A 15,210-nucleotide genomic window follows, 5' to 3' on the forward strand; every position below is an offset into this window, starting at 1 on the left:
ATATAAGTGCATTCAGAATATAGAAAAATTCAAGTCGCCTCAAGCTAGCGGTCAACTCAAAAAGAAAACGCCAGTTTTAGCGAATATTCCTTCACGTTAAATACTTTTCTCAGCTATTTGCTGAATCTTATACAACCCCACGTTAGCCATAACGGTTTACTTATTGCTGTATTGCAGCATTTTTGAAAATTCATTCCATTTTTAAGAACCAACAAAAAACCCACGCCGAGGCGTGGGTTTTGTGCAGCGTACAATGTACGTGCAGGGTGGTTGATCCGTTAGGATTAACCGCGCTTGACAGCAGCGCCAAAACGCTTGTTGAAGCGCTCTACACGGCCACCAGTGGTCGCTTGCTTCTGCTTACCAGTGTAGAACGGGTGGCAGTTGGAGCATACGTCCAGCGAGAAATCCTGGCCAGAAGTAGTGCCAACCTGGAAGCTAGCACCGCAAGAGCAGTTAGCGGTGACCGTGTTGTAATTCGGGTGGATACCTTGTCTCATCGTGATGACCTCATAAGCTGTATGCCGCCACCTGATCCGTTGCCAGGCACCGCATACGGGTTTGGAATAAACTGCTAACCGGTTACCCGCTTGATCGTTTAGATTCACAGCGGCCGCATATTTTAGCAAAACTTATCGCCGGAGGCCAATTGCCTGACACTGTTTCTTTGCAGGTGCTGAAAGTTGCCCTGCCTTCTCCACTGCGTCGCCTGTTTGATTACTTACCGGCGAGCCACCCTCCTCCCTGTGGCTGGCAGTTGGGGCTTCGTGTGCGCGTGCCGTTTGGCCGGCGCGAAGTGGTAGGCGTGATTGTCGAGCTAGCCGATACCAGTGAGCTACCGCGCAGCCAGCTACGAGCGGTTAGCGAAGCGCTGGATGACGCGCCGCTTCCCGATGACTGGCTGTGGCTGTGCCGATTTGCTGCACGCTACTACCAGCACAGTTTGGGCGATACGCTGCAACACGCAATGCCCGCCAGGCTGCGCCAGGGCCACCCGATGGCCGGGCGCACGCAAACGCTTTGGCTTGCCAATATGCAAACGCAACCGGCGTTAAGTCGTGCCCCCAAACAGGCCGAGCTTTACGCCCTCCTCAGCCAGCATCCCCACGGCTTGCCCACCCGCGCCGTCAGCGCGCATGGTTTTACTCGCGATCAATTGCTAGCACTGACCAAAAAAGGCCTGGCCACCCAGCAGGAAATTGTTCTGACCGCCCCCGAGCCGCCTAGTGGCAATCTGCTTGCGACACCCGCCCTACCGCTTAATCGCGAACAGGCGGCGACGCTGGCTGCCCTGCATGAAAAGCTGGATGGCTATCACCCGTGCCTGCTTGAAGGGGTGACCGGCAGCGGTAAAACCGAAATTTATCTACAGCTCATTGAGTCAGTGGCGGCTAAAGGCAAGCAGTCGCTGGTGTTAGTGCCCGAAATCGGCCTGACGCCGCAAACCCTGGCACGCTTTAGAAGCCGCTTTCGGGTACCGGTAGTTGCCCTGCATTCAGGGCTAACCGACCCGGAACGTTTAGACGTTTGGGAGGCCGCAGCAAGCGGCCGTGCCTTGGTTATTATCGGCACGCGTTCGGCGATTTTCACCCCGCTTGCCAACCCGGGGGCGATTATTGTCGATGAAGAGCACGACGGCTCTTATAAGCAGCACGGCGGGCTGCGCTACCATGCTCGGGATCTTGCCGTGGCACGCGCACACTATCACGGCATCCCGCTGCTCCTGGGCAGCGCCACACCATCGCTTGAAAGCTTGCAGCAGGCGCTTTCCGGTAGCTATCGCCACTTGCGCCTTACTCAGCGCCCCAGCCGCCACCAGCCCGCCAAGCTGGAGCTGATTGACTTACGCCATCAGCGGCGTCAGGGAGGGCTATTACCCAATGCGATCAAAGCGATTAAAAGCACGCTGAGCGCGGGCAAGCAGGTGCTGATCTTTATCAACCGGCGCGGCTTTGCGCCCACGCTTGCCTGTCACGCCTGCGGCTGGATGGCGGAGTGTGGCCAATGCGATTCACGCATGACGCTGCACCGTCAACCGCCGCTACTCGCCTGCCATCATTGCGATAGCCGCCGTGCCTTGCCAGACGCCTGCCCAGAGTGCGGCAGCGGCGACCTGCGCGCCCTGGGAAGCGGCACCGAGCGCACTGAAGAGACGCTCCAAGGGCTTTTCCCCAAGGTGGCCGTTCACCGCATTGACCGCGACAGCACGCGCAAAAAAGACAGCTTCGAGCAGATACTCAAAGAGATTCATCGCGGCGAACCCTGCCTGCTGGTGGGTACCCAAATGCTCGCCAAAGGGCACCATCTGCCTCACGTCACCTTAGTGGTGGTGGTGAATGCCGATGGCGGCCTTTATGCCGCTGATTTTCGAGCGCTGGAGCATAGCGCGCAGCTACTTGAGCAGGTGGCCGGCCGTGCCGGTCGGGCGGCTGACCCGGGCCGGGTGCTGGTACAGACCTTACATCCCGATGATCCGCATCTAGGCCAGCTGGCCGAACACGGCTACGGAGCATTGGCCAGAAACCTTCTGGAAGAACGACGTCTAGCGCAGCTGCCGCCCTTTACCTTTATGGCGTTGTTAAGGGTGGAAAGCCCTCAGGAGGAAGCGGCTCTCACGCTTGCCCAGCAAGCGGGCCAGGCGCTACGTGAATGGCTTAAGACCTCAGGCCTTGCCACTAACTGCCTGGGCCCGGTGCCTGCGCCCATGGAGCGTCGCCAAAACCGTTACCATATCCACCTTATGCTGGCGGCTAACAAGCGTAGCCAGCTGCATACCGCGGCCAGTTGGCTAGTGCAATGGATGGAAGCCAATCGCGAGGCCCGCAAGGTCCGCTGGTCGATTGATATTGACCCGCAAACGCTGGCTTAACTTAAGCTTTTCGCTGCAAAAAAGCCGCCCGCAGGCGCGGGCACTTAAGCATGGATCGCATCAACACCTTTGAAACTGCGCGCCAAATGCTGATAATGACCGCTTTGCTGCTGCACCTAGGCCTGGTTGATACATCTACGTTGATGCACTTATGTTGATGCACTTATGTTGATGCACCTAGTTAAGTGCGCGCCTGCACACGCCGCCACCGACGTTATCCGGATACCCAAATGAAAGACACGATTATTTCTCTGCTCAACGGCGCCGTAGACGCGCTCAAGCTCCAAGGCGTGCTGCCTGATGATCTTCAGCCCACCATCAAAGTCGATCCGACCAAAGATAAGGCCCACGGCGACTACGCCACCAACCTGGCGCTGATGCTGGCCAAACCGGCAGGCAAAAATCCCCGAGAGCTGGCCGAGACACTGATTGCTGCGCTGCCCGAAAGCGACGCTATCCAAAAAACCGAGATCGCCGGGCCTGGATTCATCAACTTTTTTGCCGCCGCCGACGCCGCCGCGCAGATTGTTGCTCAGGTGCTGGATAGCGGCGACGCATTTGGCCGCAGCATGGTTGGTCAGGCGGAAAAAGTGCAGGTCGAGTTTGTATCGGCCAACCCGACGGGCCCTTTGCACGTGGGCCATGGCCGCGGTGCCGCCATTGGCGACTGCCTGTGCCGCCTGCTGGAAGCCACGGGTTATGACGTTACGCGCGAATTTTATTACAACGATGCGGGCGCGCAGATTGCCAACCTGGCCCGCTCGGTACAGGCGCGTGCCAAAAATCTGGGTCCTGATGATGAAAGCTGGCCGGAAGACGGCTATCGCGGCGAATATATTAGCGATGTCGCCAACGACTACCTGGCAGGTAAAACCGTCACCGCTGATGATCGCGAAGTCACCGCCAAGGCGGATGCTGATGACCTGGACGCCATTCAGGAATTTGCCGTTGCCTGGCTACGCCGTGAGCAGGATCTGGACCTCAAAGCCTTTGGCGTCGAGTTTGATGTCTACTTCCTGGAATCCTCGCTCTATCAGGATGGCAAGGTGAACGAAGCGGTTGAAAAGCTTGTCGCTAACGGCCACACCTATGAAGACGACGGCGCCATGTGGCTGCGCACCACCGACTTTGGTGATGACAAAGACCGCGTGATGCGTAAGCGCGAAGGCGGCTATACCTACTTCCTGCCTGACGTGGCCTACCACCTGGATAAATGGCAGCGCGGTTTCACTACCGTGATTAACGAACAGGGGGCCGATCACCACTCGACCGTTACCAGGGTGCGTGCCGGCCTGCAGGCGTTAGAAGTAGGCATTCCCAAGGGCTGGCCCGATTACGTGCTGCACCAGATGGTCATGGTGACGCGCTCAGGCGTTGAGGTAAAACTCTCCAAACGGGCCGGCAGCTACGTCACGGTACGTGATTTGATCGACGAAGTCGGCCGCGATGCCACGCGTTTTTTCCTGGCTGCACGCCGCGCCGACTCGCAGCTCACTTTCGACATTGACCTGGCGCGCTCGCAGTCCAACGACAACCCGGTGTACTACATCCAATACGCCCATGCCCGGGTATGCAGCATGCTGCGCAAAACTGAGGCGGCAGATCAACCGTTTGATCATACGCAGGCCATGGCCAACCTGGCCCTGCTGGATAGCGACCAGGAGAAGGCCGTGCTTAACCGCTTGGCCCGCTACCCAGAGGTTGTTCAAACCGCCGCCCGAAACCGTGAACCGCAGCAAGTGGCTCAGTACCTGCTGGATCTAGCGGGTGATTTCCACACCTGCTACAACGCGGTTAAAGTCATGGTCGAGGACGATACGTTACGCAACGTTCGCCTGGCGCTGGGCCTGGCAACCCGGCAGGTGCTGCGCAATGGTCTGGATCTGATGGGCGTCAGCGCCCCAGAGGAGATGTAAACCATGGCCAGCCCGCGCAAAAAGCCCTCTCGCCGTGGCGCTACGTCACAGCGCAAGGCCGCCCGCACCTCAGGCAGTTCGGGCGGAGGTTTTCGTCTCCCCGGCTGGCTGTGGGGTCTTGCTGGCATGGCGGCAGGCTTCTTTCTGGCTCAACACCAGCACGGCACAGCACCCTGGCAGGACAAGCCCAGCGACCAGCCCCAGGCAACGGTGCTCTCCAAGCCAGAAAGCCCAGAGCGGGCCGCCGCACGCGAGACGGAAACTCAACCGTCGATGCCGACGTTTGAGTTTTATACGCTGCTGCCGGAAACCGAGGTTATTGCCCCAGGCGTTACGCTGCCCTCCAACGTGACCCGGCCTGAAGTCGCCGAACAGCCCGCAGAAAGCACCACGAGCGACACGTCAGCCGCGGGCGACGATCCTATAGCTCAGGTCATTGCCGCCAATACGCGGCCGGATGAGCAGGCAAGTACCGTACAGCAGCAGCCTGCGCCGACCAATACCAGTGCGGCAAAACGCTACGTGCTGCAAGCCGCCTCGTTTCGTGAGTTAAGCGATGCCGAGCAGCTGCGTGGCCGGTTGCGTAACCTGAGTTTGCTTGCCCAAATCAGCGAGGTGCAGGCCGATGGCAATACGTGGCACCGTGTCCAGGTAGGGCCGTATGACGACACGCGCGAATTGAACCGCGCCCAGGATCTAATGACCACGCAAGGCATCGAGCCCCTGCTGATTCAGCTGCAAAACTAACGAAACCCACAGGTGTTATTCCGCGGGCGGTTGATTTTTTATCAGCCGCCCGCATTTTATTGTCCATCGTCTTTGTTAGCGGTCGCTCTATCATCCGTTAAGCGGCCGGTCAGTTATCGGGAGCACGCCTCCCCCAAGGAGTTATCTCCATGACCACTATCGTATCCGTACGTCGCGGTAATCAGGTTGCCCTGGCAGGCGACGGCCAAGTATCGCTTGGCAATACCGTGATGAAAGGCAACGCCAGCAAGGTGCGTCGCCTCTATCGTGGCAAAGTGCTCGCCGGTTTTGCAGGCGGCACGGCCGATGCGTTCACGCTGTTTGAGCGTTTTGAAGCTCAGCTTGAGAAGTATCAAGGTCACCTTACCAAGGCAGCCGTTGAGCTGGCAAAGGACTGGCGTACCGACCGCGCCCTGCGTCGGCTGGAAGCGCTGCTTGCCGTTGCCGACCATAGCGCCTCGCTGATCATCACCGGCAATGGCGATGTGGTCGAGCCTGAGCGCGGCATTATCGCGATTGGTTCGGGCGGTAACTTTGCCCAGGCAAGTGCCCGTGCACTTCTCGAAAACACCGAACTTTCAGCGCGGGAAATCACCGAGAAATCGCTGCAAATCGCTGGTGACATCTGTGTATTCACCAACCATCACGTGACGCTCGAAGAGCTAAATATCAACGAACGTTGAGGCTGCCTTAATGACTCAGATGACACCCCGCGAAATCGTCCACGCGCTTGATCAATACATTATCGGCCAGCAGGATGCTAAGCGTGCCGTGGCCATTGCGCTGCGCAACCGCTGGCGCCGCATGCAGCTTGACGACGACTTGCGCCCCGAAGTTACCCCGAAAAACATTTTGATGATCGGCCCCACGGGCGTGGGTAAAACTGAAATTGCCCGCCGTCTGGCCAAGCTTGCCCGCGCGCCGTTTATTAAAGTCGAAGCCACCAAGTTCACTGAAGTGGGCTATGTCGGCCGCGATGTTGAATCGATCATCCGTGATCTGATGGAAGCGGCCATTAAAATGGTTCGTGAACACGCTAAAGAAGAAGTTGGCCACCGCGCGGAAGACGCCGCCGAAGACCGCGTGCTGGATGCGCTGCTGCCGCCACCGCGTGGCCAGGAAGACAAGCCCCGCGAAGATAGCAGCACGCGCCAGTCGTTCCGTAAAAAGCTGCGCGAAGGCCAGCTGAACGACAAAGAGATCGATATCGAAGTGTCGTCTCAGGGCCAGGGCGTCGACATCATGACCCCGCCGGGCATGGAAGAGATGACCAACCAGCTGCAGAGCCTATTCTCCAGTATGGGCCAGCAGAAGCGCGAACAGCGCCGGGTAACGGTTAAAGAAGCCCTGGTACTACTGCGTGATGAAGAGGCGGGCAAGCTGGTCAACGAAGATGAGATCAAGGCGCGCGCCGTTGAATCCGTCGAGCAGCACGGCATCGTGTTCCTGGATGAGATCGACAAGGTTGCCAAGGGTAGCGGGCAGTCAAGCGGTGGCGAAGTCTCCCGTGAAGGCGTGCAGCGCGACCTGCTGCCACTGATCGAAGGCTCCACCGTGTCGACCAAGTACGGCATGGTGAAAACCGATCATATTCTGTTTATTGCCTCGGGCGCCTTCCACCTGTCGCGCCCCTCCGATTTGATCCCGGAGCTTCAGGGCCGCCTGCCGATCCGCGTTGAGCTTGACGCGCTGACGCCTGGCGACTTTAAGCGCATTCTTACCGAGCCGTCTGCATCGCTCACCCGTCAGTACCAAGCGCTGCTCGCGACCGAAGGCCTGGATATTGAGTTCACCCCTGACGGTATTGCGCGTATTGCTGAGATTTCCTGGCAGGTTAACGAAGGCACCGAAAATATCGGCGCTCGCCGCTTGCATACGGTGATGGAGCGTCTGCTTGAAGAGGCCTCGTTTAGAGGTGGCGATATGGATAGCCCGCTGGTGATTGACGCCGACTACGTTAATGCCCAGTTAGGCGAACTCGCCGTTGACGAAGATCTGTCGCGCTATATTCTGTAAAATTAGTTTTTTTTTAAATTACAGAGAATCTAAGTGCAGCTGAGGCCGCCACTTTGTTTTACGCTAAATACGGCGCTAATCCAGGGTAGGCGGCTTTATTAATACGTGAAGAGGTCAACCGATGAGCGCTCCTGTCCCCAGCAAGGTTCACTACCATAAAAGTGCGCGTGAGCTTGAACTTGGCTACGCCAGTGGCGAAAACTACCGGCTGCCGGTAGAGCTTTTACGGGTCTATTCGCCCTCGGCTGAAGTGCGCGGCCACGGCGGCGATACGGCGGTACTCCAGGTAGGCAAAAAGCACGTCGGGCTACAGAACATTACCCAGGCGGGCCACTACGCCTTAAAGCTTTATTTTGACGATGGCCACAGCAGCGGTCTGTTTAGCTGGGACTATCTATATGAGCTGGCCACGCACCAGCAGGCATACTGGGATAACTATATACAGCGGCTTGAAGAAGCCGGGGCGTCCCGCGAGCCTTCTGGCATTCATTTCAAGGAACTATAACGCTTGGCGCCCGGTCAGGCGCAGACAAATTGGGGTAGACAAGGCTACAATATCGTCATCCTTTTAACACGGCGACCACCTTGGTCGATTGTTACCGCCTCGAACTCGGGAGCTACAGCCCCATGAGCCCCACGGAAAAGCGCACCACCGATTTTGGTTATCAAGAAGTCCCGGTCGACGAGAAAGCATCGCGTGTGGCAGATGTCTTCCACTCTGTCGCCGCCCGTTACGATGTGATGAACGATTTAATGTCGATGGGCATTCACCGCGTCTGGAAGCGTTTCACCATTGAGCGTGCAGGCGTCCGGCCTGGCCATCACGTATTGGATATTGCTGGCGGCACCGGCGATTTAACCCTTAAGTTCTCGCGCATTGTAGGCCCTCGCGGCAAAGTGGTACTCGCGGACATCAATGCTTCCATGTTGAAAGTGGGCCGCGACAAGCTGATGGATAACGGCGTGGGCGGCAATGTCGAGTATGTTCAGGCAAATGCCGAGTGCTTGCCGTTCCCTGATAACAGTTTTGACTGCATTACCATCGCGTTTGGTTTGCGTAACGTCACGGATAAAGACGCTGCGCTGCGCTCCATGGCTCGGGTACTGAAACCAGGCGGCCGCTTGCTGGTGCTGGAATTCTCCAAGCCCAACAACCCGCTGCTCTCCAAAGCCTATGACGAGTACTCCTTCCGCCTGCTGCCCAAAATGGGTGAGCTTGTCGCGGGTGACGGTGAAAGCTACCGTTATCTGGCCGAGTCGATTCGTATGCACCCGGGTCAGGAAACCTTGAAAGCCATGATGGAGGCGGCGGGCCTTGAGCGGGTGGAATACACCAACCTGACGGGCGGTATTGTCGCTTTGCACCGCGGCATTAAGCTATGACATTACCCTACACAATCGCGTCACCAATGATGAGGTCAGCATGCTGGTAACCCCGACCCTGGTGCTGGCCGGATGTGAACGCATGCTGAACGCCCTGCTTGCCCGCGACCCAGCGGCTCCAGCCCGCTTGGCGGCGCTGGCGGGCAGCCGTCTGTTAGTGCGTCTGGAAAAACCCCATCTTCAGTTGGTGCTGCATTACCATTCAGCAGGTATCGACTTGCTGCGTGGCGACGACGTCGAGGAAACCGAGGTGGATGCCGTTGTAGAGCTAACCCCGGAAACATTCTCGGAATGGATCAGCGGCGCGTCGATCGAACGGCTTATGTTTGACGGCAAACTTGCCGTGCGTGGCCGCATTCATCTGCTGGAAGCCACCCGCGAGCTGCTGTTTGACCTGGATATTGATTGGGAAGGCGAGCTTGCCCGCTGGCTGGGCGACATGCCTGCCCACTCTCTGGCCGAGGGCGTACGTCGCCTGTCTCGCTGGGGCCTGCGCGCCAAGGATGAGCTGCTTCAGGATGTGTCGGAGTACGTTTTTGAAGAGGCACGCCTGCTACCCGGACGTCAACAGCGCGACCTGTTACGCGACCATCTTACTGAGCTTGAAGTGGCCACTGATCGCCTCGAAGCCCGCTTTAATCGGCTACACCGCCGCCTGACGCTTGACGCATCGCACGCCTCGCAGGAGCCGCGTTTATGAGTCTGCGTCTGTTCAAAATTCTCATGGTCGTTGCGCGCCAACGCCTCGACACAATGATTCCCATGGAACGGCTGCCGCTTTGGCTACGCACGCTCATGTGGTTTTCACCACTGCGGCTGTTCCCGGTTGGCAAACGCACGCGCGGCGAGCGTTTACGTTTGGCACTGGAAGCACTGGGCCCCATTTTCATTAAATTTGGGCAAATGCTTTCCACACGCCGCGACCTGTTGCCTGAGGATATTGCAGACGAACTCCGTCGCTTGCAGGACCAGGTCCCGCCCTTCCCAGGCGAACTTGCCGCGGCCCGGGTCGAAAAAGAGCTGGAGATGTCGCTGATAGAGGCCTTCGCCGAATTCGAGCAGGCCCCTCTCGCTTCGGCATCGATTGCGCAGGTGCACGCCGCCAAGCTGCATAGCGGCGAAGAGGTCGTAGTTAAGATCATTCGCCCCGGCATTGATCGCATCATGCGCCAGGATATGGCGCTGATGTATCAAGTTGCCAAGCTGTTCGCCAAAGTGCCTGAAGCGCGCAGGCTACGCCCGGTCGAAGTTATCCGCGACTATGAAGCGACGCTGTTCGACGAGCTGGACCTTTATAAGGAAGCGGCCAACACCTCGCAGCTCAAGCGTAACTTTAAAGATTCGCCGCTGCTGTTCGTGCCAACCATCTATTGGCCCTTCACACGCCGCCATGTGATGGTGCAAGAGCGCATCCGTGGTGTTCCCGTTGCTGATCTGGATACCCTGATCAAACGGGGCGTGAATCTGAAAAAGCTTGCCGAACGCGGTGTTGAACTCTTTTTCACCCAGGTGTTTCGCGACAACTTCTTTCATGCCGATATGCACCCGGGTAATATTTTTGTAAATTGCGATAATCCCGAAGATCCGCAATATATTGCGATCGACTGCGGCATCGTGGGCAGTCTGACGCGCGAAGATCAGGATTATCTGGCGCGCAACCTGCTGGCGTTTTTCCATCAGGACTATTACGAAGTGGCGGCGCTGCATATCGAATCGGGCTGGGTAGGCGAAAACACCCGGGCGAATGAGTTCGCCGCCGCTATACGTACCGTGTGCGAGCCGATTCTTGAAAAGCCATTAAAAGATATCTCGTTTGGCCAAGTGCTGCTGGGGCTTTTCCAGACCGCACGGCGCTTTAATATGGAAGTCCAACCGCAGCTAGTACTGCTGCAAAAAACGCTGCTCAATATCGAAGGCCTTGGCCGCCAGCTCTACCCTGAGCTTGATCTGTGGAGCACCGCCAAGCCGTATCTTGAACAGTGGATGAAAGAGCGCGCCGGGATCGGTGGGCTTTGGGAGTCGCTCAAGCGCCAAGCGCCAGAGCTTTCTCATCAGTTGCCTGAGCTGCCCGTGCTGGCACACCAGGCGCTTACGCGAATGGAAATCGAGCACCGTCAGCGCCATCAGCAAGTTGACGCAATTCATCATATGCAGAGCCACATGGCTCGTCAGGGAAAACGCCATCATCGCTTGCGTATCGGGCTTTTGCTGGTGGCTATTGCACTAGCCTGGCAGCCGCTTAGCAGTTGGGCAGCCACTCAGGATTGGCCGATTCTTGGCGCCGCCGCGCTTGGCTTACTACTACTATTATGGCAATAGCCCGTTATGCCAATAGCAAGGTTAAGGACGGCCAGGCATCCAACCGGTAATGATGCTGTCCACTGCTTTAAGGAGACTCATGAACACCCCCTCAACGCCTAATCACGCCCCCGTCCTCGACGCCCTCGCTGAGGTGTTGAAGCAGCGACGCAGTGCTTCTCCCGAGAATTCTTACGTTGCGTCCTTGCATCACAAGGGTTTGAACAAGATACTCGAAAAAGTGGGTGAAGAAACTACCGAAACGCTGCTGGCAGCCAAAGACGCCGAGCACGGCAGTGAAGCGCAGCGTCAGGCGCTTGTCGCCGAGACTGCGGATCTTTGGTTTCACAGCCTGGTCATGCTGTCGCACCTGGGGCTTGACCATCAGGATGTTTTAAACGAGTTGGCAAGGCGCTTTGACATTTCCGGTCACGATGAAAAAGCCGCCCGCAAGCCATCATAAACAACACGCATTTGAATTAATGAGGATACGCATATGTTAGGTGGCATTAGTATTTGGCAGCTGCTTATTGTTTTAGGCATCATCATCTTAATCTTCGGCACCAAGAAATTGCGTAACGTGGGCACCGACCTGGGCGGCGCCATCAAAGGCTTCAAAAAAGCCGTGCATGAGGAAGATAAAGACGACGAGAAGAAAGATGCCGAGCCTTCCCATGCCAAGGTGGCCCACGAAGAGCCGGGCAACACCTATGACGTTCAGGCCGAAAAAGAGCGTGCGGCACGTAACGAAGAGCGCAAATAAACCATGCTGGATATCGGTTTTCTTGAACTGATGCTTGTCGGTGTCGTTGCCCTGTTAGTGCTTGGTCCTGAGCGCCTCCCTCGGGCGGCGCGCACGACAGGCCTATGGATCGGCAAAATTAAGCGCACGGTATCCGGTATGCAGCGCGAAATCAGCGCGCAGCTTGAAGCGGAAGAGCTTCGCCAAACGCTTAATGAACAGCAAAAAACTATTAACGATAGTTTGAGGAAAGCCAAAAAAGACGTCGAGAGTATTGTCGATAAGCCTTCTTCTGGCGCCTCAAAGCCTATGACGCCATCCCAGCCTGAAACCGAGCGACGCGTCGCACAAGCAAGCTCTCATTTGGATGACGCTCTGCAGGAAGTCAATGAAACAGCACCAGACGCCTCTGCGTCAGATGCTTCTTCAGAGCCCTCAAAGGCGACCACTCAAAAGGACAGCAATCACCCATGAGTACCCCTGGCGACGCTCGGGAGCCCCAGAACGATCAGCACCAAGCCCCTTTGATTGAGCATTTAATCGAGCTTCGCATGCGTCTGGTGCGCGCGGTGGTGGTTATACTGGTGGTCTTTTTAGGCCTCTACGCTTTTGCTAACGATATTTATAGCTTTGTGGCGGAGCCACTTATGGCGTTACTGCCGCCGGGTTCGCAGATGATTGCCACCGAAGTGGCGTCACCATTTCTGGCGCCCTTTAAGCTGACCCTGGTAGTCGCAGTTTTTATCGCGATCCCATTTGTACTTCACCAGGCTTGGGCGTTCATAGCGCCTGGACTTTATGATAACGAAAAGGCCCTGGCCATACCGATTCTGGTATCTAGTATCGGGCTTTTTTATGCGGGCGCGGCCTTTGCCTACTACGTGGTGTTTCCACTGCTGTTTGCGTTTTTTACCCAGACAGGGCCGGAAAACGTTACGGTAATGACCGACATTAATCAGTACCTTAACTTTGTACTGAAACTCTTTTTTGCCTTTGGCGTGGCGTTTGAAATTCCCATTGCGACGTTTTTGTTAATTTTATCCGGCGCGGCAAGCGTGCAAAGCCTTTCTCAAAAACGGCCGTATATCTTTTTAGGCTGCTTTGTTATCGGCATGCTGCTGACTCCACCGGATGTGGTGTCGCAAAGCCTGCTCGCCCTGCCTATGTACCTGCTTTATGAAGTTGGTCTGCTGTTTGGTCGCCTGGTGCGCAAACGGCGCGACGAGCAACAGGCGGCAGAAGAGCAAGAGCTTTAAGTTTTACGCTGCAGAGACAAGCAAAAGGTCATGTAAAAAGCCTCTGCCATCATCGATGGCAGAGGCTTTTGCTTAGATATCCATAACAGATGCTGGTTAATCCATCATTTCATCAATACGATCCACCAGCTTAAAAATACCCGTTGCAGCTTCGCTAATGCGGGTAGCAAGCATATAGGCAGGCGTGGTGACCACGCGGTGTTCAAGGTCTACGACGATATCGTCCACTGCGCAACTGCGGTGCAGGCCGCCCATGGCGCTGATCGCCCCCGATACGCTCGGGTCATGGCCCACGGTTACCGCGATACCGTCGCCCAACAGCCGTGGCACAAGCGCGGGAGCAATACACATCAGGCCAATCGGCTTCGCGTCTTCCCGAAAACCTGCCAGCGCCTCTTTAAAGGCTTCCAGCACCTGCATGTTGTCGCCTTCACTGGCAAAGTCAGATAAGTTTTTTGCGACGCCAAAACCACCCGGTACGATGACAGCATCAAACTCATCGGCCTTTAGCTCAGTCAGAGGCTGAATATCACCTCGCGTTAAACGTGCCGATTCCTGAAGCACATTGCGTTTCTCGCCCGCCACTTCCTCCTGGGTAAGATGATTCACCACATGATGCTGCTCTATATCCGGCGCAAAGCAGCGATAACCAATGCCCAACTGATCCAAGCGCAGCAGCGTTAAGGTGGTTTCATAAATTTCAGAACCATCAAAAACACCGCAGCCCGCCAATACCACCGCTACCTGTTTAGTCATGCCTATCTCCTTATTGCAGGCTTACCTATCGCCATCTGGCAAGCAATCGCTAACTTTAGTCAGTCTTAACCAGGGCCACAAGGCGGCTTTCGCCGTAAGACATGCCTGATATACTCAACCCAAGCCTACGGGTATTGATTTACGATCCTTCACGGAGATAACCTTTGAGCACATTGAGCCCCCGTCAATTTCCTGGCACCCGCCTGCGCCGCATGCGTCGCGACGACTTTTCCCGCCGCTTGATGCAGGAATCCACGTTAACGTCCGCTGATTTAATTTTACCGGTGTTTGTTTTAGAAGGTGAAAATCAGCGCGAGGCAGTGGCCTCGATGCCTGGCGTTGAACGCTTGTCGATTGATTTACTGATTGAGCAAGCCAAGGAAGCATTCGCTCTGGGCATACCTGCGCTGGCGCTATTTCCCGTCGTGGGCACCGAGCAGAAAAGTGAGTTTGCCGAAGAAGCCTATAATGCCAATGGCTTGGTTCAGCGCAGCGTGCGTGCCCTCAAAGAGGCGCTACCTGAGCTGGGCATTATTACCGATGTCGCCCTTGATCCTTATACCATTCATGGCCAGGACGGCATTTTAGACGAACAAGGCTATGTTCTGAATGATCGTACGGTAGAGACACTGCTCAAACAGGCGCTTTCTCATGCCGAAGCCGGGGCTGACGTAGTGGCGCCTTCAGACATGATGGATGGCCGCATTGGCGCTATTCGCCAAGTGCTGGAGCAGGAGCTTCTGCATAATGTTCGCATTATGGCCTATAGCGCTAAGTACGCCTCCAAATACTATGGCCCTTTCCGCGACGCGGTCGGCTCGGCTGCCAATCTGGGTAAGGCTGACAAGCGCACCTATCAGATGGACCCGGCCAATAGTGACGAGGCGTTACACGAAGTGGCCATGGATATCAGCGAAGGTGCCGACATGGTGATGGTCAAACCCGGCATGCCTTATCTGGATATAGTGCAACGGGTTAAAACCGAGCTTAAAGTGCCCACCTTTGCCTATCAGGTAAGCGGCGAATACGCCATGCACCGCGCTGCGTTTGATAACGGCTGGCTGGAGGCCGAGCCGGTTATATTAGAATCGCTCATGTGCTTTAAGCGTGCCGGAGCGGACGGCATTTTGACCTACTTTGCGCTTGAAGCAGCTCGCCTGTTGCAGAACCAGCGTTAGAGATCCATGCTTAAGATGACAGATATATGACATCTATCTGTCATCTTTC

16 protein-coding genes are annotated in these 15,210 nt (G+C 56.4%); 14 read left to right on the plus strand and 2 right to left on the minus strand.

Annotated elements, in window-relative coordinates; genetic code table 11:
* Positions 1 to 284: 284 nt before the first annotated feature.
* Positions 285 to 500 carry a 50S ribosomal protein L31 gene (gene rpmE, locus ACT3R7_RS15955; protein WP_081621251.1) on the minus strand — a complete coding sequence of 72 codons (216 nt, stop codon included), beginning with the start codon at positions 498 to 500 and terminating at the stop codon, positions 285 to 287.
* 149 nt (positions 501 to 649) lie between these two features.
* On the opposite strand from rpmE, the gene ACT3R7_RS15960 reads away from it, so the two are divergent.
* The 13 genes from ACT3R7_RS15960 to tatC all read left to right on the plus strand — a co-directional run bounded on the left by ACT3R7_RS15960 (position 650) and on the right by tatC (position 13,227).
* The gene (locus ACT3R7_RS15960) at positions 650 to 2,869 is read left to right on the plus strand and encodes a primosomal protein N' (RefSeq protein ID WP_193091565.1); all 2,220 of its coding nucleotides are present in this window, start codon (positions 650 to 652) and stop codon (positions 2,867 to 2,869) included.
* A 230-nt stretch (positions 2,870 to 3,099) separates the two neighbouring features.
* A complete protein-coding gene (gene argS / locus ACT3R7_RS15965; protein ID WP_192538522.1) occupies positions 3,100 to 4,785 on the plus strand; it encodes an arginine--tRNA ligase in 1,686 nt (561 codons plus the stop codon).
* Between the two features lie 3 nt (positions 4,786 to 4,788).
* On the plus strand, positions 4,789 to 5,532 hold the full coding sequence (locus ACT3R7_RS15970) for an SPOR domain-containing protein (RefSeq protein WP_192538521.1): 744 nt from the start codon (positions 4,789 to 4,791) through the stop codon (positions 5,530 to 5,532).
* 149 nt (positions 5,533 to 5,681) lie between these two features.
* Complete coding sequence (gene hslV / locus ACT3R7_RS15975; RefSeq protein ID WP_018918810.1) at positions 5,682 to 6,215, plus strand: ATP-dependent protease subunit HslV; 534 nt, start codon at positions 5,682 to 5,684, stop codon at positions 6,213 to 6,215.
* Positions 6,216 to 6,225: 10 nt separating this feature from the next.
* Positions 6,226 to 7,548: an ATP-dependent protease ATPase subunit HslU gene (gene hslU, locus ACT3R7_RS15980; protein ID WP_192538520.1), complete on the plus strand. Its 1,323-nt coding sequence runs from the start codon at positions 6,226 to 6,228 to the stop codon at positions 7,546 to 7,548.
* A gap of 121 nt (positions 7,549 to 7,669) precedes the next feature.
* Positions 7,670 to 8,053 (plus strand): gamma-butyrobetaine hydroxylase family protein, encoded by a 384-nt coding sequence (locus tag ACT3R7_RS15985; protein ID WP_193091566.1) that lies wholly within the window; start codon positions 7,670 to 7,672, stop codon positions 8,051 to 8,053.
* A gap of 122 nt (positions 8,054 to 8,175) precedes the next feature.
* Positions 8,176 to 8,931, plus strand: coding sequence for a bifunctional demethylmenaquinone methyltransferase/2-methoxy-6-polyprenyl-1,4-benzoquinol methylase UbiE (gene ubiE, locus ACT3R7_RS15990; RefSeq protein ID WP_018918813.1), 756 nt, complete (start codon positions 8,176 to 8,178; stop codon positions 8,929 to 8,931).
* A 40-nt stretch (positions 8,932 to 8,971) separates the two neighbouring features.
* A complete protein-coding gene (locus ACT3R7_RS15995) occupies positions 8,972 to 9,631 on the plus strand; it encodes a ubiquinone biosynthesis accessory factor UbiJ (protein WP_192538518.1) in 660 nt (219 codons plus the stop codon).
* Positions 9,628 to 11,250: a ubiquinone biosynthesis regulatory protein kinase UbiB gene (ubiB, locus tag ACT3R7_RS16000; protein WP_192538517.1), complete on the plus strand. Its 1,623-nt coding sequence runs from the start codon at positions 9,628 to 9,630 to the stop codon at positions 11,248 to 11,250. The genes ACT3R7_RS15995 and ubiB overlap by 4 nt, the downstream gene beginning before the upstream one ends.
* Before the next feature lie 79 nt (positions 11,251 to 11,329).
* Positions 11,330 to 11,692, plus strand: coding sequence for a phosphoribosyl-ATP diphosphatase (locus tag ACT3R7_RS16005; protein WP_193091568.1), 363 nt, complete (start codon positions 11,330 to 11,332; stop codon positions 11,690 to 11,692).
* Between the two features lie 33 nt (positions 11,693 to 11,725).
* Positions 11,726 to 11,992, plus strand: a complete 267-nt coding sequence (gene tatA / locus ACT3R7_RS16010) for a Sec-independent protein translocase subunit TatA (protein ID WP_192538515.1) — start codon at positions 11,726 to 11,728, stop codon at positions 11,990 to 11,992.
* A gap of 3 nt (positions 11,993 to 11,995) precedes the next feature.
* A complete protein-coding gene (tatB, locus tag ACT3R7_RS16015; protein ID WP_192538514.1) occupies positions 11,996 to 12,445 on the plus strand; it encodes a Sec-independent protein translocase protein TatB in 450 nt (149 codons plus the stop codon).
* A complete protein-coding gene (tatC, locus tag ACT3R7_RS16020; RefSeq protein ID WP_192538513.1) occupies positions 12,442 to 13,227 on the plus strand; it encodes a twin-arginine translocase subunit TatC in 786 nt (261 codons plus the stop codon). Before tatB ends, tatC begins: the two co-directional genes overlap by 4 nt.
* A gap of 96 nt (positions 13,228 to 13,323) precedes the next feature.
* Here the strand turns inward: tatC and elbB are convergent, their stop codons facing one another.
* Complete coding sequence (elbB, locus tag ACT3R7_RS16025; RefSeq protein ID WP_193091569.1) at positions 13,324 to 13,983, minus strand: isoprenoid biosynthesis glyoxalase ElbB; 660 nt, start codon at positions 13,981 to 13,983, stop codon at positions 13,324 to 13,326.
* Positions 13,984 to 14,147: 164 nt separating this feature from the next.
* Here elbB and hemB point away from each other — a divergent pair, with 164 nt between their 5' ends.
* Positions 14,148 to 15,161: a porphobilinogen synthase gene (hemB, locus tag ACT3R7_RS16030; protein ID WP_192538511.1), complete on the plus strand. Its 1,014-nt coding sequence runs from the start codon at positions 14,148 to 14,150 to the stop codon at positions 15,159 to 15,161.
* Positions 15,162 to 15,210 lie beyond the last annotated feature (49 nt).

The organism is Halomonas sp. AOP43-A1-21 (genome assembly GCF_052376775.1).
GTDB lineage: Bacteria > Pseudomonadota > Gammaproteobacteria > Pseudomonadales > Halomonadaceae > Vreelandella > Vreelandella colorata.